Genomic DNA, 17,862 nt, shown 5'->3' on the forward strand with positions numbered 1-17,862 from the left:
CCGATGAGCACCGTTGCAACAACAGTCAAACCGCGCCGTGCTGTTCTGGAGATGCCGGAGTATCATCCTCCGCTCGCAGAGCGCACCGCACTGCGTCTCGACTTCAACGAGAACACGCTCGCACCGTCCCCACGCGTCGCAGACCGTTTGCGACAGATCACGGCCGAGGGGCTGACCAAGTATCCGGAGCGCGAACCAGTAGAACGCAAGATCGCCGCGCACTTCGGCCTTGAACCTGCACAGGTATTGCTGACCAACGGTGTCGATGAGGCCATTCACCTCATCTGTTGCGCCTTTCTCGACGAAGGGGACGAGGCCGTCATCGCAACGCCGTCGTTCTTCATGTACGACGTCAACATCCGCATGATGACGCGCGGCCTGGTCAAGGTGCAGGCCGACGAGACGCTCGAGTTCCCCTTCGAGCGTCTGCTCGCCGCTATCACCGAGCGCACCAAGTTGATCATCATCGCCTCGCCTAACAACCCAACCGGGGCGACCGTCACCCGCGGACAACTGCTCGCCATCGCCAACGCAGCGCCTCACGCTGTGCTGATGGTCGACGAGGCCTACTTCCACTTCCACGGCGAGACCGTCATGGGCGACATCGCCTCCACGCCAAACCTCATCGTCGCGCGCACCTTCTCCAAAGCCTATGGCCTCGCCAATCTGCGCCTCGGCATGCTGGCTGGCAACAGCGAACTACTTACCTATCTGCGCAAGGTCAGCTCGCCCTACAACGTCAACGGAGTTGCGCTCGATTGCCTCTCTGTCGCCATCGAAGATGATGCCTATATCAACTGGTACGCCGAGCAGATCCGCATCGGCCGCGAGCGCACTATGGCAGGCCTCTCCGAATTAGGCATTAGCTACTTTCCCAGCGCCGCTAACTTCGTGTTGATGAAGATCGGTCCGCTGCACAAGGAACTCGTCGCCGCCATGCGCCACCACGGAGTGCTGCTACGCGATCGCTCCACCGATCCCGGATGCGACGGCTACGTGCGCATCACCATCGGCGTCGGCGACCAGGTCACACGCGGCCTTGAAGCACTAAAAATATCGCTCAACGAGATCGGCTGGAAGCCGCAGCGCGGCTTCGCCACAACAGAATCCAAACAGAAACAGGAGCTATAAGCAGAGATGGCCAAGGCACACACGGCAACAGGCAGAAGACCACGCACGGCAACCATCAAACGCGACACGACCGAGACGCAGATCGCGTTGAAGCTGAACATCGACGGCACCGGCGTCTACAAGGTCACGACGGGCATTCGCTTCTTCGACCACATGCTTGAGCTCTTCACCCGCCACGGTGGCTTCGATCTCACGCTCACCTGCAAGGGCGACCTCGACGTCGACCAGCACCACACCGTCGAAGACGTCGGCATTGCGCTGGGCGAGGCGTTCAACAAGGCCCTCGGCGACAAGAAGGGCATCCTGCGCGCAGGCTACTTCGTCATGGCGATGGACGAGACACTCGCCGTCGCCGCCGTCGATCTCTCAGGCCGCGTCGCTTACGTTGTTGATGACAAGGTGAAAGTCCGCCTCGTAGGCGACTTCCAATCTGAACTCCTCGCTGACTTCTTCGACGGCTTCGCCCGGGGTGCCAAGGCCAATGTGCATGCGAAGACGATGTACGGCCGCTCGAACCACCACAAGATCGAAGCGATCTTCAAAGCCTTCGCACGCGCTCTGCGCGGAGCCTGCTCACGCGATGAGAGGATGGCAGAGATTCTGCCAAGTACGAAGGGTCTTTTGTAATGAATAAAAAGAGCAGAATCCTAATCGCGATTTTAGCTCTTCTTGTTTCAGTAGCCTTTGGCTACATATCTTTTACGACAAGAAAGCACGGTCAGGATTTATATGTGTATGCACTTGCATTTGGAGGATTGTTATTCAGCTGCATAAGTACGCTTGCTGTCTATCCATTGCGGAGTAATCGATACGCCTATTCTGCATGCTAGCACTCGTATCAACACTTTTCTGGGCGCTCGAGTTCTTTGGAGGAGTTTCATGGTATTTCCTAGATAAAGTTGCAAGGCACTCTTAAAGAATATGATTCAAGTCATTGACTACAAAGCGGGCAATCTCACCAGCGTACTCAAAGCGCTACACTACTTCGGCGTGGAGACACACGTCACGCAATCACCCGACGACGTGCGTAACGCAAGCAAGATCGTCCTTCCCGGCGTCGGACACTTTCAAGCAACGCAGCTTCTTGAAGACCTCGCGCTCACCGAAGCCGTGCGCGAGGCCGTGGTCAAAGGCACGCCCTTCCTCGGCATCTGCGTGGGGCTGCAGTGGCTTTACGAGGGTTCCACCGAAGCTCCAGACACCGAAGGACTCGGACACTTTGCCGCAAAGTGCGAGCGCTTCCCCGCCACATTCAACAACGCGGAGCTGAAGTCGCCCCACGTCGGCTGGAACTCCCTCGAGAACATCCGCGAGGACTCGCGTCTGCTACGCGGAGTCATGCCTGGCGGCTTCGTCTACTACACGCACTCCTGGCGCGCCCCGGTGAGCGCCGACACCGCTGCCACCACCAGCTATGGCGGCGATTTCACCGCCGTCGTCGAGCGCGACAACGTGATGGGCGTGCAGTTTCACCCCGAGAAGTCGAGCACCGTCGGTCTGCGGATTCTCAAAAACTTTGTGGAGCTTTAGCCCATGCTGACCAAACGCATCATTGCCTGCCTCGACGTTCGCGACGGACGCGTCGTCAAGGGCGTGCAGTTCGTCGACATCATCGACGCCGGCGATCCCGCCGAGCTTGCGCATCGCCATGCCGCTGCCGGAGCCGACGAGATCGTGTTGCTTGACATCACCGCTACGCACGAAGGCCGCGGCACGCTGCTCGATACCGTCAAACGTACCGCCGCGACCCTCTTTGTTCCCTTCACCGTCGGCGGAGGCATCCGCTCCGCCGAAGACGCGGCCGCTGTCTTCGATGCCGGAGCCGACAAGGTGAGCATCAACTCCTCCGCCATTGCGCGGCCTGAGCTGATCGGCGAAATCGGCGCGAGTTTCGGCGCACAGGCCGTCATCGTCGCCATCGATGCGCGCCGCGCGGAAAACTCCGCCGATCCCGTAGGCAATGCCGAGGTTTTCGTCGCCGGCGGCCGTAAGCCAACAGGCCGCAAGGTTATCGAGTGGGCACGCGAAGCCGAGCAGCGCGGCGCAGGCGAAATCCTGCTGACCAGCATGAATACCGACGGCATGCGCTCCGGCTTCGATTGTGAGCTAACCGCACGCGTCTCCGAAGCCGTGCAGATTCCCGTTATCGCCTCAGGAGGCGCAGGAAGCGCCGCACACTTCGCCGACGTCTTTGGCCGCGGTAAAGCCGACGCCGCTCTCGCCGCCAGTATTTTTCACTTCGGCGTCACCGACTCGCGCGAACTCAAAGCTGAGCTTCAGCGTGCAGGCGTCCCCGTACGACTTCCCTGCTAACAGCACCAAGGAGAATCCATTGCTCATTCCATCCATCGACCTTATGGGCGGCCGCATCGTCCAGCTCGTCCAGGGCGAAAAGCTCAAGCTGGCCTTCGACGACTTCGACTACTGGATCGAACGCTTCAGCAAATATCCGCTCGTGCAGCTGATCGATCTCGATGCCGCTATGCGGCAGGGATCGAATGCCGACCTGATCTCGCAGTTCACCTCGAAGCTGCCCTGCCAGGTTGGCGGCGGACTGCGCACGGCAGAGGATGGTAAACGCATGCTCTCCCTCGGCGCCAGGCGCGTCATCTATGGTTCGTCGCTGTTTGGTGGCGACAATGAACTCGACCGGAAGCGTCATCCGCTGATCAATCTCGATTTTGCGCAGAATCTGCGCGATGGGCTCGGCGAAGAACAACTCGTCTTCTCCGTCGACACGAAAGGCGGACAGGTCGCTGTGCGTGGATGGAAAGAGAACGTTGCGCTGACTCCCGAAGAAGCCGTCACGTGGCTCGAGGACTATTGCGCCGCCTTCCTCTACACGCATGTGGACACCGAAGGCACAATGACTGGCTTCCCTATCGACGTTGCCGCCATTCTTCGCGCCACCACAGCAAAACAGTTGATCGTTGCAGGAGGCATCAAGGAACGCGCTGAGGTCGACGCCCTCGATGCAATGGGAGTCGATGCTGTCGCTGGTATGGCGGTGTATTCAGGAGCAATGGAGGCGTAAAACCAGTCAGTGAGGCTTTCTAGTTTCTCGCTATGACTAATCGTTCCCTGCATCGGCCATCGCGTAGTAGCCTTTGCGCGCCTGCACCTTCGTATCCTTGCCGCAATTGATATTCAATGTGCGGAAGCCGCCGTCCAGCTTCAGATTGGAAGGCGTATAGCTGACGAGGTATTGCGTGCGCAGCTCGTCCTGAATCTGGTTGAACGCGTCTTCGAGCTTCTTACCGTTGTTGCCTACGTTGATCACACGGCCGCCTGTCTCTTTTGCCATGCGGTCCATGTCGGCTCCTCCGGTGTAGAAACCTCCATAACCGCCAAAGCCACGGTCGGCGATCATGATGACATAAACGATGGCGTTGGCCTTCTGCGCCGCTTCGATGGAGGTCTTCAACGTCTCCTGCGATCCCTGATCTCCACCGTCGGTCAGCAGAACGAGGATCTTGCGGCCGGCCTCCTGGCGCAGTTTGTCATGGGCTGCGAGGTAGACAGCGTCGAACAACAAAGTCCCACGCGGCGTTCCATTGCCGGTCACGGAGCCGGTGCCTGCGCCGGTGTTGATAGTGGCCTTATCGAGTGCACGCTTCAGCTCGCGCGGCGAGTTCGTATAGTCGGCTAGAAGATCGACATTGATATCGAAGGAGATCAGAAAGGCCTCATCCTTCGGCGTCAATACGTCCTTCAGAAACTGCGCTCCGGCCTCCTGCTCCAATGGCAGTACGTTCTGCTGGCTTCCGCTGGTGTCGAGCAGGATGCCAATGGTCAGTGGCAGAGTCTTTTCCTGTGTGAAGTTCTTGATCTTCTGCTCAACTTTGTCTTCATAGACCTGGCAGTCATCTTTGTGCAGGTTGGTGATGAAGCCGTTCTTGTCACGAACGGAGAAATAGACGTTCACCAGGTTGACGTTGATCTTGAGAGTCTGAGTATCGCCGGTATCTACCGGTTGCTCTGGTGCGGCAGAGCTGGCGGGTGGTGGACCGCCGGGAGTTGGCGCTTCCTGGGCGACGAGGGCTGGAGCGGCGAGCAGGCCGAGCGACACAGCGGACAGGGCAACAGCAGAGCAAAGAGAGGCGCGCATAAATCTATAGACGAGAGTAGTCCAAAACTAGTCAGCGGAAAAAGATGCCGTAAAGACAGGAAATTCAGCCATATCGGTCCATTCTGCACAACGCCGGGGGTGGGTCGTGCGTCTACAGTACAGGTGCCGAAGAAGATAGCGGGCGCAGGCTGGCGCTGGTAGTCTGGTAGCTGGCAAATATTTGGTCCGGACGCCCGGTGGCGTCCGAACGGGGGTAGCGAGTGGTAAGGGAAAGCGTATTGGCAGGAGTCCTGGCGTTCATGACGCTCGGGCAGCAGGCTGCTCAACAGACAACAGAGGCTTCGGCGGCACAACAGGTTCCCGATGCACCGCGGCCGCAGGTGTCCCTGCCCACACGTGATTCTATCCGCCCTGGCATGGGCACAACGACAACCTCGAATGGAGACCAGCCTGCTGGCCAGGATCAGGCGCCTCCGAGCAGCCTTCCCTCCTCTGCCGCGCAGGAAAAGCTGGACGACGGTCCTCCGCCGGAACTGCCCGCTGCCGGACAAGGACCTGGTTCTTTTACGCTCCGCGTACAGACGAACTTCGTTGAAGTTCCTTTTACGGTCAAGGACAACAAAGGCAGGCTGGTTCCCGGCATCACATGGCGTGAGGTGCGGGTTTATGAGAACAATGTTCCGCAGAGGATCAGCCTTTTCACGGTCGATCCGTGGCCGCTCTCGGTGGCTCTTGTCATCGACCAGAGCCTGACCCCCGACAACATGACAAAGGTGAATAATTCGCTGTCGGCGCTGCAGGGCGCGTTTGCTCCGTATGACGAGGTGGCGGTCTTCACATATAACAACGGCCCCCGCATGAGAACGGACTTTACGGCAGCTCAAAGCCCGCGTTTGACCTTCACGCTTGAGACCTCGAAGGCTACGGGACGTGAGCCTTACATGAACATGGGCGGTCCGATGGCGCAGACGAATACGCTCAACGGTCGCGTCTTCGATCCCAATACAGCTCCAGTTCGCAACAGCCCTTCGATCGAGCTGAAGGTTCCGAAGGAAGTGCATACGCTGAACGACGCCATTCTTGAGGCGGCGAAGGCTACGGCAAAGGCCGGCAAGGGCCGCCGACGCGTGATCTACGTGATCAGTGACGGCAAGGAATACGGCAGCCAGGCGAAGACGAAGGATGTCATCCATTATCTGCAGGCGAACAAGATTTCTGTCTATGGCACGCTGGTTGGCGACTCTTCCATACCTGTAGTCGGGTTCCTCGACAAGATTCATGTACCGTTCCAGATGAGGGACAACGTCCTGCTGACCTACACCAACGCAACGGGCGGCAACCTTGAGGCGGAGTTCCGTCAAAAGGGTATCGAACAGAGCTTCCAGAAGATCTTCGAAGAGGTCCGCACGCAGTACACGATCGGCTACTACACGCACGAACCGTTTATCGACGGCAAGTACCGCACGCTGGATGTGCGCGTGCTGCGGCCGAGCCTGACGGTGCTCGCCAAGAAGGGTTATTACCCGACGGCGAGCGATGCGGGTCCGACGAACGTGGTGACTCCGAAGCAGTAAGCTCAATCGAGAATGCTTGAAGCAAATGCACTGCTTGCCCTGGCAGCCGCTGTACTGTGGGGCATTGGGGATTTCTCTGGCGGGATGGGAGCCAAGTACGCGATTGGCTCCTCCGCCAGCCCTCAGAACGATTCCCTTATCCGTTCGCTGCGCGGCGCGATGCGCGTCGTGCTGACGAGCCATGCGGCCAGCTTTACAGTCCTTGTCTTAATAGCCACGTTGCGCGGCGATGCGTTTCCGCATGGCGCTCCGCTGGCCTGCGGCCTGATGGCCGGGCTGATGGGCGGCCTGTCGCTGACGGGCTTCTATGTCGCGCTGGCGCAGGGAGCGATGGGCGCTCCGGCGGCGATCAGCGGATTGCTGGCGGCTGCGATTCCGGCGGCTGTCTCGATCGCTCATGAAGGCTCACCGGGCTGGCTGAAAATAGCGGGCTTTACGATTGCAGGGTGCGCGATCTGGATGATTGCAGCGGGTGAGAATCCAGAGTCGGTTCCGGTTTCGGCTGTCACGACATGGCTTGCGATCGGCTCGGGCGCGGGCTTCGGAGTGTACTTTGTTGCGCTGAAGTATGCCGCAGCGGCCGGGTTCTTCTGGCCGATGGCGACGGCGAGGATCGGGAGCCTGACGACGTGTTCGACGATCCTGCTGGTGACGGCGGCGGCGGCACGCGGCAGCAGTTCCGCAAAAGGCTGGCTACCGCGCAAAGCTGTGTTTTGGGCGCTGACGACGGCCTTGGGCGATACGTCAGGCAATCTGCTGTTTATGGCGGCGACGCGGGCTGGACGGCTGGATGTGGCTTCCGTGCTGGCGTCGCTTTATCCGGCTTCGACGATCCTGCTGGCTGCGTGGACGCTGCACGAGCGGCCGACCCGGCGGCAGGGCCTGGGGATGCTGGTTGCGGCGGCGGCGGTGGTGATGATCACGCTCTGACCCCCTCCCCCCTGTTTCCTGCAAAATATTCATTCCATGCGATTTAGCCTGGAGGGTACTTTGTAAAATATTGATTTCACATGGCTTATCTAGCAAAATATTGATTTATAAAGAGTTATCCCCAAGTCTTTGACCCGGGGATTTTTTCTCCCTGCATTTAAGTCTAGCAAGGCCGAGGAAACTAATCGGCAGAAATTTTCGGGTTTATTTGCTTTGGAATGAATCGCTTGTGGTTTTAGGGGGCTTGACATCGTTTTGACTTAGCCACCATGCGGCGAGCGTCACGACAATGAAGAGGCCTACGACAATAAGGTTGGGATAGATGATTCTGCCGTGGACATGGGGTTCATGACCGGGGATTCCCGCCCAATAGGAAGAGATGGGTAGAAGGGTGGGTACATAGAAGAACGGGGTCCAGTAGGAGAGGGATAGAAGAGTGGCCGCGGTGAAAGCTGCAGCCGGCTCCTGCGTTCGCCGCCAGAGGAGCCAAGTAGCGGTAGCAGCTACTCCTGCGAAGAGAAATAGCAGAATAGCCGAGTGATAGCGGGCGTGAGGATGCCAGAGCGGATTCAGGAGATGATTGGAACTCCAGTCCAACACGAAGGACAGGATGGCTCCTCCCAGAAGGACGAAGGTGAGAAGAATTTTTGCGATATGAGTACGGTTCAAGGGAACACCTCTTGGCGTAGCTAAGTGAGTAAACGCTCACTTTAGTATCAAGACGCAGAACGTGACAGGATAGTCTCCGGGATGATCGAAAAAAAGAAGGCTCATGGGCGACGTGGGGGACGGCAGAGCCGTCGAGGAGAGATTGTGGCCGCCGCAACGGAGCTTTTACAGGAACGCGGACTTCATGGAGTCACGACACGGGCGATTGCGGAGCGAGTCCCCTGCTCGGAAGGAGCGATTTATGTGCATTTCAGGGATCGACTGGAGTTGATTCTGGCCGTTCTGGAGGAATCTTTGCCAGAGATGCTGGTTCCTTTACACGCGCTCAGAGAGAGGATTGGTGTGGGGACAGTGGAGGAGAATCTAGCGACCGCAGTGGAAGGGCTGTTGCGCTTCCACCAGAAGGTTGTTGGAATGCTTTGTTCGCTGGTGACGGAGCCTGATCTGCGTACCCGGTTTCGGGAGTCAATGGGGGACCGTGGGCCGGAACGTGGGATTCGTACTTTGGCGGAGTACATCGCGGAAGAGCAGGCACTAGGGAGGATTTCGGGCGAGATCGATGCTCCAGGAGCCGCGTATGGGTTGATGGCTGGGGCTTTCTTTCACACCTTTACGGAAGCGCTGCTGGGACGAGAGAAAAAGCTGGATGTGGCGGGACTGGTCAAGAGCGTTCTGCGGTGAATGTCGCCCTGGAATTTGGCCGCACTAGAGCTTGATCTTTGAGGGGTCCATGGTCGGCTTGGGGTATTTGAGCTTGAGGTGGCTGAGGGCGCTGACGAGGACCTGCGAGATGAGGACGTTGCGATACCACTTGTAGTCCGACGGGATGATGAACCAGGGAGCGTGTTTGCGGCTGGTGGCCGGGATGAGCTCCTCGTAGGCGGCCTGGTAGTCGTCCCAGAACTGGCGTTCGTGGAAGTCGGACTCGGAGAGTTTCCATTGCTTGTCTGGATCGTCGATGCGCTCCTGAAGGCGGCGGGTCTGCTCCTCGTGCGAGATGTGGAGGAAGAACTTGAGGATGACGACGTCATTGTCGGCGAGCATGGCCTCAAACTCACGAATGTCTTCGAGTCGCTGACGGATCAGCTTGCGCGGGACAAGCTTGTGGACGTAAGGCACGAGGACGTCCTCGTAGTGGGAGCGGTTGAAGATCTTGATCATGCCGCGCGGAGGCACCTGCGCATGCGCGCGCCAGAGAAAGTCATGCCGCGATTCGAGAGGTGTGGGAGGCTTGAAGCCGGAGACGTCGCATCCCTGCGGGTTGACGCCGGAGAAGATGTGGCTGATCGTGCCGTCTTTGCCCGCCGTGTCCATGCCCTGAAGGACGATCAGGACGGCCTTCTTCTGACAGGCGTAGAGGATGTCCTGAAGGTTTGCCAGTTGCTGGCGATGGCCTGCGAGCTGCGCCTGGGCAGCTTCCTGATCCTTGAAACCGCCAGTGTCATCCGTGGAGATGCGCGAGAGCTTGAGTTTGGCGTGGGGCCTGGCCAGGCAGGAGGATTTGATCTTCATAGGAAGAGGCCTGGCGGGAGCGCGGTCAGGCCGGGCCGCTCCCGCTCAAGAGATGTATTACTTGACGGGCTGCTCGGGCTTGGAGGTCGTGTCGACGGGCTTATTGACGTCGTCGGTGACGCCCTTCATCCCGTCCTTGAAGCCGCGAAGTCCCTCGCCGAGTCCCTTGCCAAGCTCAGGCAGCTTTTTGCCGCCGAAGAGCACGAGCACGACGATTGCGAGAACGATGAGATGAGTTGGTGTAAATAGTTCGCCCATACGAGTGTCTCCCCTTACATGCCGCACTGCAGAGCAGAAACCGGCACAACCATTGTCGCACAGGAGAGGGATGGGTGAAGTCGGACAAATGGTTTATGCGACTGGGCGCTGTCATCCGAAGTCGCAGATGCTTCGATTACGCCTGCGCTTTGCTCTGACACGGTATGGCGAGCTGCCTAGAGTAAGTACCTCCCCATCGGCGGCTTTGGCACGTCTATCGAAATGCGGGGGTTCCTCGGCTCCGCTTCGCTTCGCTCGGAATGACACGATGGGAGAGGGTTGCCAAAGCACAGGCAGGCCCGAACGTTATATCTTTGATAGGTACACGAAATGCAGGAGCAGATGTTGGAGACGAAGAGGCAGGGATTTTTGTTGTCGAAAGCAACGCAGGTTTTTGAGGGACGTGGCCGCAGGGTGTGGCCGGGCGTATTGATGGCAGCCGTGCTGGCAACGGGCGTGGCAGCAGCGCAGGGGCAGAGCTCACGAGTATCGCCGGGAGGGCAGGCGCCGTCTTCGCAGGTGCAGTCTCCAGATGCTCCTTCGACAACATTGAAGAAGACGCGCTTTGGCATGACGGTTCCCGTGACGTATGACAACAAGTACGAGATCTACGGCGGCATCAACCTGATGACGTTCCAGGCGGGCCAGGACCTGCCGAAGCGGATGAACCTGGCAGGCGGGGAGCTGCTGGGCACGTACTGGCTGACTCCGCGGCTGGGGCTTGGGGCGGAGTGGCGCGGCGAATGGGGAACGACGCCGGTGAAGCCGAATCCGTATTACAACCAGCGCGCACTGGTCAATCTGCAGATGGGGATGGGCGGCGTGCAGTGGCGCGGGCCGAAGAACCAGTATGCGGCGTTGAACTATCACGCGTATGCGGGTATGGCTTCGGGAAGCTTCGATCACTCGACGGGCGGCGTCCCGGCGGCGTATCTGCCGCAGGTGGGCCTGTATACGAACCGGACCGGGTTTGTTTCGGCATTGGGCGGAAGCGTGGATATCAACCGCTCGAAGAACTGGGCGATCCGGCTTTCTCCGGACCTGATGCTGGAGCATTTCGGCACGGAGACGCGCGAGTTCTTTGCGATCTCCGGCGGTGTGGTGTATCGCATCGGGAAGCGGTAGCGGCGCTATCAGCGAAATGCGGGGGTTCCTCGCTTCGCTCGGATAACACTTTTGGCTGTAGAGATAGAGATGGGCACCCTGACGGGTGCCCATCTTCGTTGCGGATGATTGGCTACTGGCCGTTGCCCGGCTGAAGGAACTGGGGCGAGACGGGGTTTTCATAGAGTGAGTAATCGCGCGTGACGACTGTGAGACCACTCGAGGAGACGAAGTAGTTTTTCTTGTCTTCCTGCGGGTCGTAGCCGATGACCGTGCCGTCGGGGATGTGGACATCGCGGTCGATGATGGCGTGGCGGATGCGGCAGTGCCGGCCAATGTTGACATGCGAAAAGATGATGGAGGAGTCAACGTCGGCGTAGGAGTTGACGCGGACGTCCTGGCTCATCACCGAGTTGCGGACGACGGCTCCGGAGACGATGGAGCCGGCGCAGACGATGGAGTTGATGGCCATGCCGGTACGGCCGGGCTCGCCGAAGACGAACTTAGCGGGCGGGTACTGGTAGGGCCGGGTGCGCATGGGCCAGGTCTTGTCGTAAAGGTTGAAGGTCGGCGAGACGGAGGCGATGTCCATGTTGGCCTCGTAATAGGCCTCGAGCGTGCCGACGTCGCGCCAGTAGAGAGCCTTCTGCTTGTTCTCGTCGACAAAGTTGTAGGCATGCATGCGATAGCGGCCGAGCAGGTTAGGAAGGATGTTGTGGCCGAAGTCGTGCTTGGAGTGGGGGTCTTCGGCGTCCTTGACGAGCTCGGGGAGAAGGACATCGGTGTTGAAGATGTAGATGCCCATGGAGACGTCCACCATGTCGGGCGTGAAGGGGGAACGGACGCTGGTTTCTTTGGGCTTTTCGATGAAGCCGATGACTTCGCCGGCGCGGGAGACTTCGACCACGCCGAAGGCAGAGACCTCACTGGGCGCGACCGGCAGGGTGGCGATGGTGACGTCGGCCTTGGACTCGATATGCTGCTCGAGCATAAGGGCATAGTTCATCTTGTAGATGTGGTCGCCCGAGAGGATGATGACGTAGCGCGGCTGCTCGGATCCGATGGAGTAGATGTTCTGGTAGACGGCGTCGGCAGTGCCCTGGTACCAGGACTTGGAGACGCGCTGCATGGGCGGAAGGATCTCGATGAATTCGCCCAGCTCGGAGCCGACGAGCGAGCCCCAGCCTTCGCGGATGTGACGGTTGAGGGAAAGCGCCTTGTACTGGGTAAGGATGTAAACGCGACGCAGATCTGAGTTGATGCAGTTCGACAAGGTGATGTCGATGATGCGGTACTGTCCGGCAAAAGGAACAGCCGGCTTGGCGCGATCACGGGTTAGCGGAAAAAGACGTTCACCGGCACCACCGGCAAGCAGAACTCCTAGTGTGTCTCTCATCGTTAAATAACCTCACGTCCCATCATCCGTTCTGGGCTGCTTTTGTGTGGGATGCATAAACACACGACCGCGTCCCCGGGCGGAAACGCGAGTCTACCATGGGCAGGTTATTTGCGCGAAAAAGGACTAAGGCCGTGGACGTCCGGACGGAATCAAGACTTCCAGAGCTGAACCAAGGCAAAGCTGAGAGGGGTGACTGCGGAGGCCTGGCTTCAGGCCTCCGGGGAGTCTTCGTTCTCAGTGATGCTGATGCGCAGGGACTTCAGGAAGCTAAGGTCGCTGGAGGTGAAGGGGCCATTGCTCTCTTCTTCTGCGATCTCTTCTGACTCTTCCTGTGACGCATCCACCTCGTTGAGGCCGATGGTTGCCTCAAGCATCAGGAGGACGTCGAAGCCCTGTTCACGAATGTTTTTGACGACGACGGCGATGTCTTCGGACTCAGAGACGGTCTCGTGGATTGCCTCGCCTAGTTTCTGGATCAGGTTTTTAACTTTTTGATTCAATGCCACCTCCGGCCTGCCTGGATATACGCTTCACCGCGCATCGGGTATTCCCAGTGAGACCGAGGGAACGGCATTGCGGGGAACTGCTTACTAACTTGTCAACAGAATACGACGATATCAAGAGCGACTGCAACGAATTTGAATCCGTCATGATTCCCCGCCGGTTAGGTGACGGTGTGATGATCGGACCATGCCTGCTCCAGGCGATGGGCCAACTCTTCGACAGGCTTTTTGCGGCTTGGGCCCCAGACGATGAAGCCGGCGGCAGCGGCGCAGCAACCGGCGAGCATCCAGCAGAATCTCTTCATTTTTCCCCTCCCGCATTGAGGTGCCATTGGCGCCCTGTCTTCCGTCAGATGCAGCCACACGCGATGGCGTTTGATGATGTGGTTTCGGGATGAGGGACAAGGCCCGGCTCAGCTACACTTTGAGCTATGGACTCCGTACGTTTTGGCCGGGCTCTGGGCATTGGAGCACGGGCGGCTGCAAAGACGCTGGTAAGCGCGGTGGACGCGGCGACCTCGCCGAATCCGTCGGCGGCTAAGCCTGCCGCAGCGGCAACGAGTGCTCCCCAAGCCAGCGTGACGCCGCCAACAGGGGGCAGCAATGCACAGCGGACTGCTGAACAGGTGACCCGGGCGGCAGCTCAGGCGAAGCAGGCTTCGCAGAATTTTGGCAAGAGCAGCAGGCAGTTAGGCCAGTCTGTCTGGAGCCCGTTTGTGAGGCTGTCGGGCGTGCTGTGGCTGGAGTTTACCGGAGTCTTCTTCGGCATCTTTGCTATGTACGCAGCCAGCGGGGCCTGGAAGCTGCGTGGCGAGATACGCGAGACGGCAACCAATCACGATGCGCATATCCACTTTTTGATGGCTGCGGTGATGGCGGGGCTGTTTACGTACTTTTGCGTGAGCAGCTTTATGCGGGCGCGGCGACGATCTCGCCGCAGATAGCGCCTGCAGGTACACTTGTCCGTCATGGCGAAGGTGCCGGAAAAAACATCCACGAAGACGGTCGAGACAAGCTCGGGAATTCCAGTCGAGCTGGTTTATGGGCCGGAGAAGTTTGCAAACTTCGACGAGCAGACGCTGCTGGGGAAGCCGGGTGAGTTTCCTTACACGCGCGGCATACAGCCGACGATGTATCGCGGACGGCTGTGGACAATGCGGCAGTACGCGGGCATGGGCGATGCCGAGGAATCGAATAAACGCTACAAGTATCTGCTGGCGAATGGCACGAAAGGGCTGAGCGTGGCGTTCGATCTGCCGACGCAAATTGGATATGACTCGGACTCTCCATTTGCTTTGGGCGAGGTGGGCAAGGTTGGGGTGGCGATCGATTCGATCGAGGACATGGAGCGGCTGTTTGACGGCATCCGGCTGGACGGCATCTCGACCTCGATGACGATCAATGCAACGGCGTCGATTCTGTTGGCACTGTATGTCGCGGTGGCGAAGCGGCAGGGCGCGGATGTTCGCAAGCTGAGCGGCACGGTGCAGAACGACATCCTGAAGGAGTACATCGCGCGGGGAACGTATATCTATCCGGTAAAGCATGCGATGCGGCTGGTGACGGACATCTTCGCGTGGGCGGCGGAGGAAGTGCCGGAGTGGAATACGATCTCGATCTCGGGCTATCACATGCGCGAGGCTGGATGCACTGCGGTGCAGGAGGTTGCGTTTACGCTGGCCGATGGCATGACCTATGTGCAGGCGGCGATGGACGCGGGCCTGGATGTCGATGTGTTCGCGCCGCGGCTGAGCTTCTTTTTCAATGCGCATAACAATCTTCTGGAAGAGGTGGCAAAGTTTCGCGCGGCGCGGCGGATGTGGGCTCGGATCATGCGCGAGCACTTTCATGCAAAACAACCGCGGAGCTGGATGCTGCGGTTCCATACGCAGACGGCGGGTTCGACGCTGACGGCGCAGCAGCCGGAGAACAATATCGTGCGTACGACGCTGCAGGCGCTGGCCGCGGTGCTGGGCGGCACGCAATCGCTGCATACGAACGGCTTCGACGAGGCTCTGGCGTTACCTACGGAGCAGGCGGCGAGGATTGCTCTGCGGACGCAGCAGATTCTGGCACACGAAAGCGGCGTGGCCGATACGGTCGATCCGCTGGCGGGTTCCTATTACGTGGAGACGTTGACCGACGAGATTGAGCGGCGTGCCGAGGAGTACATTACGACGATTGCGCGATTCGATCTGGGCGGCAAATATGGGATGCTGCGCGCGATTGAGCAGGGCTATGTGCAGCGCGAAATTCAGAACGCAGCCTATGCTTACCAGACCGCTGTGGATGAGAAGGCTGCGATCGTGGTCGGCGTGAATGAGTTTGTGAGTGAAGAGAGCGCCGTGCCGATCCAGAGGATCGACGAGGCCCTGGAGCAGAAACAGGTGGAGCGGGTGCGAGCATTGCGTGCAAGGCGTGATGCGGCTGCTCATGCGGCTACTCTGGGCCGTGTGGAGGAGGCAGCACGCGGCGGGGAGAACCTGATGCCTCGGATCGTCGCTGCCGTTGAGGCGTATGCGACGGTGGGAGAGATTGCGAATACGCTGCGCGGGGTGTTTGGGGAGTATCGGGAATCGGTGGTGGTATGAATACAGACCGCATTAGATTCGGCGAACCGGCATCTGTAATGCAGATGTAGATCGAGGTGACGTTATGCGATTTTTGCGTTTAGCTTTGGTTTTCGTTCTCGGCACATGGGGAGTGATGGCAGTAGCTCAGACGCCGTCGGCACCCGTACCTCCTGCGCTGTACGCGGCCAAGAAGGTATTTATCTCGAACGCTGGTGGCGATAGCGGATTGTTTCCGCATCCTTTCAGTGGGAGTCCCAGCCGCGCCTATGACGCGTTTTATGCCGGCGTGAAGCAGCTGGGCCGGTTTGATCTGGTGAGCGATCCCACAGAGGCCGACCTGGTGCTGGAGATTCAATTAACCGCGCCGAATGGGCCGACGAATGCCAATAAGCAGAAGGGGGCTTCGGACCCGCTGCCAATGATGCGGCTGGTGGTGTGGGATCGAAAGACTCACTTTGTGCTGTGGGCGCTTACCGAATCGATTGATCCGGCCAACCTGCAGAAAACCCATGATCGCAACTTCGACGATGCGGTTGCCGCGCTGGTTGCCGAGCTCAAGAACATTACATCGGCCAGGAATCCGTAATTCGATCTATTGGTAGAACCAGATTCGCACGGCTATGGATGCTATCGTTTGAATAGGGCGGCTGCCCTACAGACAGAAGGGTTTCCATGGCTGAGACAACCGAGCTTCGTAAAACTGCATTGAACTCCGTTCACCGCGCCGCGAAGGCGAAGATGGTGGACTTTGGCGGCTGGGATATGCCGGTAGATTGCTGCGGTCTGACGGCCGAGCATATGGCCGTGCGCACGGGCGTGGGTGTTTTTGATGTCTCGCACATGGGCGATATTCAGCTGCGTGGGCCGGGGTCGCTGGCCGCGGTACAGAAGCTGTGCATGAACGATGCCTCGAAGCTGCAGGTGGGACAGGCGCAGTATTCGGCGATGCTGTATCCGAATGGCACGTTTGTGGACGACGTGATCGTGCACAAGCTCTCGGATAATGACTATCTGATCGTGATTAACGCCGGTACGCGCGAGAAGGATGTGCAGTGGGTGCGGTCGCAGATTGGGTCGATGCCGGGCGTACACGTGAACGACTTCAGCGACTACTACACGCAGATTGCGATTCAGGGGCCACTGGCGCAGGCGACGCTCCAGAAGCTGACTCCCGTGGATCTGGCCCCGATCAAGAACTACTGGTTTACCTGGGGCCAGGTGTGCGGGCTGCATAACGTCCTGATTGCACGCACGGGCTATACAGGCGAGGACGGCTTTGAGATCTACGTCCCATCGGACGAGGCCACGAGTGCTCGGGTATGGGGCGAGGTGCTCGAGGCAGGCAAGGAGTTCGGCATCCTGTCCTGCGGCCTGGGTGCACGGAACACGTTGCGGCTGGAGTCGGCGATGGCCCTGTACGGACACGAGATCTCCGACACGATCAATGTGTGGGAGGCTGGGCTGGGCCGCTATGCGAAGCTCGACAAGGGCGACTTCGTTGGCCGCGATGCGCTGGTGAAGATTCAGGAAGAGGGTGGACCGAAGCGCAAGCTGGTGGGCCTGGAGATGATCGAGCGCGGCATCGGGCGTGATGGCTATCCGGTGTTTTCGCTGGACGGCCAGCGGATCGGCGAGATCACCAGCGGGTCGCCGGCGCCATTTCTGAAAAAGAACATCGCGCTGGCATATGTGCCGGTGGAGTTCGCGGCGCTTGATAGCGAAGTAGCCGTGGAGATTCGCGGACAGATGGTGAAGGCCAAGGTCGTGCCGACGCCGTTCTATAAGCGACCGAAGAAGTAACGTCTACGACGAGACCGAAAAGAACGAGGAGCAGACTGTGCAATTTCTTTCTGTAAGCAGGCGCCGGACGGAGGAGTTTCCGGCAGAGGCGTGGACACCGGAGTTGTTGGCTGCCGAGGGGCAGCGCGTTCGAGATCTGTATGCGGCAGGCGTCGTTCGGTCGATCTGGCGGCGCAAGGACATGCCGGGCGCGGCCATCCTGCTGGAAGCTGCTGACGAGAGTGAGGCCCGGGCTGCGCTGGAAAGCCTTCCACTGGCTCAGCGCGGCATGCTGGAGCTCATTGTTTTCACGGCCCTGGAACCTTACCCGGCCTTTGGGCCACGCTGAAACTGCTAAAAG

21 protein-coding genes are annotated in these 17,862 nt (G+C 59.1%); 14 read left to right on the plus strand and 7 right to left on the minus strand.

The window, feature by feature from the left end:
- The first annotated feature begins 3 nt into the window (after positions 1 to 3).
- From hisC to KFE13_RS05965, 5 genes are all read left to right on the plus strand, one after another.
- Complete coding sequence (gene hisC, locus KFE13_RS05945; RefSeq protein ID WP_260706247.1) at positions 4 to 1,131, plus strand: histidinol-phosphate transaminase; 1,128 nt, start codon at positions 4 to 6, stop codon at positions 1,129 to 1,131.
- Positions 1,132 to 1,137: 6 nt separating this feature from the next.
- Complete coding sequence (gene hisB, locus KFE13_RS05950) at positions 1,138 to 1,758, plus strand: imidazoleglycerol-phosphate dehydratase HisB (protein WP_260706248.1); 621 nt, start codon at positions 1,138 to 1,140, stop codon at positions 1,756 to 1,758.
- Positions 1,759 to 2,052: 294 nt separating this feature from the next.
- Complete coding sequence (hisH, locus tag KFE13_RS05955) at positions 2,053 to 2,661, plus strand: imidazole glycerol phosphate synthase subunit HisH (protein ID WP_260706249.1); 609 nt, start codon at positions 2,053 to 2,055, stop codon at positions 2,659 to 2,661.
- A gap of 3 nt (positions 2,662 to 2,664) precedes the next feature.
- Complete coding sequence (hisF, locus tag KFE13_RS05960) at positions 2,665 to 3,444, plus strand: imidazole glycerol phosphate synthase subunit HisF (protein ID WP_260706250.1); 780 nt, start codon at positions 2,665 to 2,667, stop codon at positions 3,442 to 3,444.
- 19 nt (positions 3,445 to 3,463) lie between these two features.
- Complete coding sequence (locus KFE13_RS05965) at positions 3,464 to 4,165, plus strand: 1-(5-phosphoribosyl)-5-[(5-phosphoribosylamino)methylideneamino]imidazole-4-carboxamide isomerase (RefSeq protein WP_260706251.1); 702 nt, start codon at positions 3,464 to 3,466, stop codon at positions 4,163 to 4,165.
- 36 nt (positions 4,166 to 4,201) lie between these two features.
- Here the strand turns inward: KFE13_RS05965 and KFE13_RS05970 are convergent, their stop codons facing one another.
- Positions 4,202 to 5,239 carry a VWA domain-containing protein gene (locus KFE13_RS05970; RefSeq protein WP_260706252.1) on the minus strand — a complete coding sequence of 346 codons (1,038 nt, stop codon included), beginning with the start codon at positions 5,237 to 5,239 and terminating at the stop codon, positions 4,202 to 4,204.
- Positions 5,240 to 5,499: 260 nt separating this feature from the next.
- Between KFE13_RS05970 and KFE13_RS05975 the strand changes: the two genes are divergently transcribed.
- Both KFE13_RS05975 and KFE13_RS05980 read left to right on the plus strand, forming a co-directional pair.
- On the plus strand, positions 5,500 to 6,774 hold the full coding sequence (locus tag KFE13_RS05975; RefSeq protein ID WP_260706253.1) for a VWA domain-containing protein: 1,275 nt from the start codon (positions 5,500 to 5,502) through the stop codon (positions 6,772 to 6,774).
- A 12-nt stretch (positions 6,775 to 6,786) separates the two neighbouring features.
- Positions 6,787 to 7,704: a DMT family transporter gene (locus tag KFE13_RS05980; protein WP_260706254.1), complete on the plus strand. Its 918-nt coding sequence runs from the start codon at positions 6,787 to 6,789 to the stop codon at positions 7,702 to 7,704.
- Between the two features lie 204 nt (positions 7,705 to 7,908).
- Here KFE13_RS05980 and KFE13_RS05985 read toward each other — a convergent pair whose 3' ends face one another.
- Positions 7,909 to 8,373, minus strand: coding sequence for a DUF6640 family protein (locus KFE13_RS05985; protein ID WP_260706255.1), 465 nt, complete (start codon positions 8,371 to 8,373; stop codon positions 7,909 to 7,911).
- A gap of 81 nt (positions 8,374 to 8,454) precedes the next feature.
- Here KFE13_RS05985 and KFE13_RS05990 point away from each other — a divergent pair, with 81 nt between their 5' ends.
- Complete coding sequence (locus tag KFE13_RS05990) at positions 8,455 to 9,054, plus strand: TetR/AcrR family transcriptional regulator (protein WP_260706256.1); 600 nt, start codon at positions 8,455 to 8,457, stop codon at positions 9,052 to 9,054.
- Positions 9,055 to 9,078: 24 nt separating this feature from the next.
- Here the strand turns inward: KFE13_RS05990 and KFE13_RS05995 are convergent, their stop codons facing one another.
- Positions 9,079 to 9,885 (minus strand): polyphosphate kinase 2 family protein, encoded by an 807-nt coding sequence (locus tag KFE13_RS05995; protein WP_260706257.1) that lies wholly within the window; start codon positions 9,883 to 9,885, stop codon positions 9,079 to 9,081.
- Between the two features lie 57 nt (positions 9,886 to 9,942).
- Positions 9,943 to 10,143 carry a Sec-independent protein translocase subunit TatA/TatB gene (locus tag KFE13_RS06000; protein WP_260706258.1) on the minus strand — a complete coding sequence of 67 codons (201 nt, stop codon included), beginning with the start codon at positions 10,141 to 10,143 and terminating at the stop codon, positions 9,943 to 9,945.
- 342 nt (positions 10,144 to 10,485) lie between these two features.
- On the opposite strand from KFE13_RS06000, the gene KFE13_RS06005 reads away from it, so the two are divergent.
- Positions 10,486 to 11,268, plus strand: a complete 783-nt coding sequence (locus KFE13_RS06005; RefSeq protein WP_260706259.1) for a hypothetical protein — start codon at positions 10,486 to 10,488, stop codon at positions 11,266 to 11,268.
- A 112-nt stretch (positions 11,269 to 11,380) separates the two neighbouring features.
- Here the strand turns inward: KFE13_RS06005 and glgC are convergent, their stop codons facing one another.
- The 3 genes from glgC to KFE13_RS06020 form a co-directional block, all read right to left on the minus strand.
- Complete coding sequence (gene glgC, locus KFE13_RS06010; RefSeq protein ID WP_260706260.1) at positions 11,381 to 12,643, minus strand: glucose-1-phosphate adenylyltransferase; 1,263 nt, start codon at positions 12,641 to 12,643, stop codon at positions 11,381 to 11,383.
- 212 nt (positions 12,644 to 12,855) lie between these two features.
- Entirely contained in the window at positions 12,856 to 13,152 is a 297-nt protein-coding gene (locus KFE13_RS06015) for a hypothetical protein (RefSeq protein WP_390891605.1), read from the minus strand.
- Between the two features lie 158 nt (positions 13,153 to 13,310).
- On the minus strand, positions 13,311 to 13,454 hold the full coding sequence (locus KFE13_RS06020) for a hypothetical protein (RefSeq protein ID WP_260706262.1): 144 nt from the start codon (positions 13,452 to 13,454) through the stop codon (positions 13,311 to 13,313).
- A gap of 126 nt (positions 13,455 to 13,580) precedes the next feature.
- Here KFE13_RS06020 and KFE13_RS06025 point away from each other — a divergent pair, with 126 nt between their 5' ends.
- From KFE13_RS06025 to KFE13_RS06045, 5 genes are all read left to right on the plus strand, one after another.
- Positions 13,581 to 14,093 (plus strand): hypothetical protein, encoded by a 513-nt coding sequence (locus tag KFE13_RS06025; RefSeq protein ID WP_260706263.1) that lies wholly within the window; start codon positions 13,581 to 13,583, stop codon positions 14,091 to 14,093.
- 24 nt (positions 14,094 to 14,117) lie between these two features.
- The gene (locus KFE13_RS06030) at positions 14,118 to 15,740 is read left to right on the plus strand and encodes an acyl-CoA mutase large subunit family protein (RefSeq protein ID WP_260706264.1); all 1,623 of its coding nucleotides are present in this window, start codon (positions 14,118 to 14,120) and stop codon (positions 15,738 to 15,740) included.
- A 64-nt stretch (positions 15,741 to 15,804) separates the two neighbouring features.
- Positions 15,805 to 16,308 carry a hypothetical protein gene (locus KFE13_RS06035; protein ID WP_260706265.1) on the plus strand — a complete coding sequence of 168 codons (504 nt, stop codon included), beginning with the start codon at positions 15,805 to 15,807 and terminating at the stop codon, positions 16,306 to 16,308.
- Between the two features lie 86 nt (positions 16,309 to 16,394).
- On the plus strand, positions 16,395 to 17,522 hold the full coding sequence (gene gcvT, locus KFE13_RS06040; protein ID WP_260706266.1) for a glycine cleavage system aminomethyltransferase GcvT: 1,128 nt from the start codon (positions 16,395 to 16,397) through the stop codon (positions 17,520 to 17,522).
- A 37-nt stretch (positions 17,523 to 17,559) separates the two neighbouring features.
- Positions 17,560 to 17,850 carry a muconolactone Delta-isomerase family protein gene (locus tag KFE13_RS06045; RefSeq protein ID WP_260706267.1) on the plus strand — a complete coding sequence of 97 codons (291 nt, stop codon included), beginning with the start codon at positions 17,560 to 17,562 and terminating at the stop codon, positions 17,848 to 17,850.
- Positions 17,851 to 17,862 lie beyond the last annotated feature (12 nt).

Origin of the sequence: Edaphobacter flagellatus (genome assembly GCF_025264665.1) — a bacterium.
GTDB lineage: Bacteria > Acidobacteriota > Terriglobia > Terriglobales > Acidobacteriaceae > Edaphobacter > Edaphobacter flagellatus.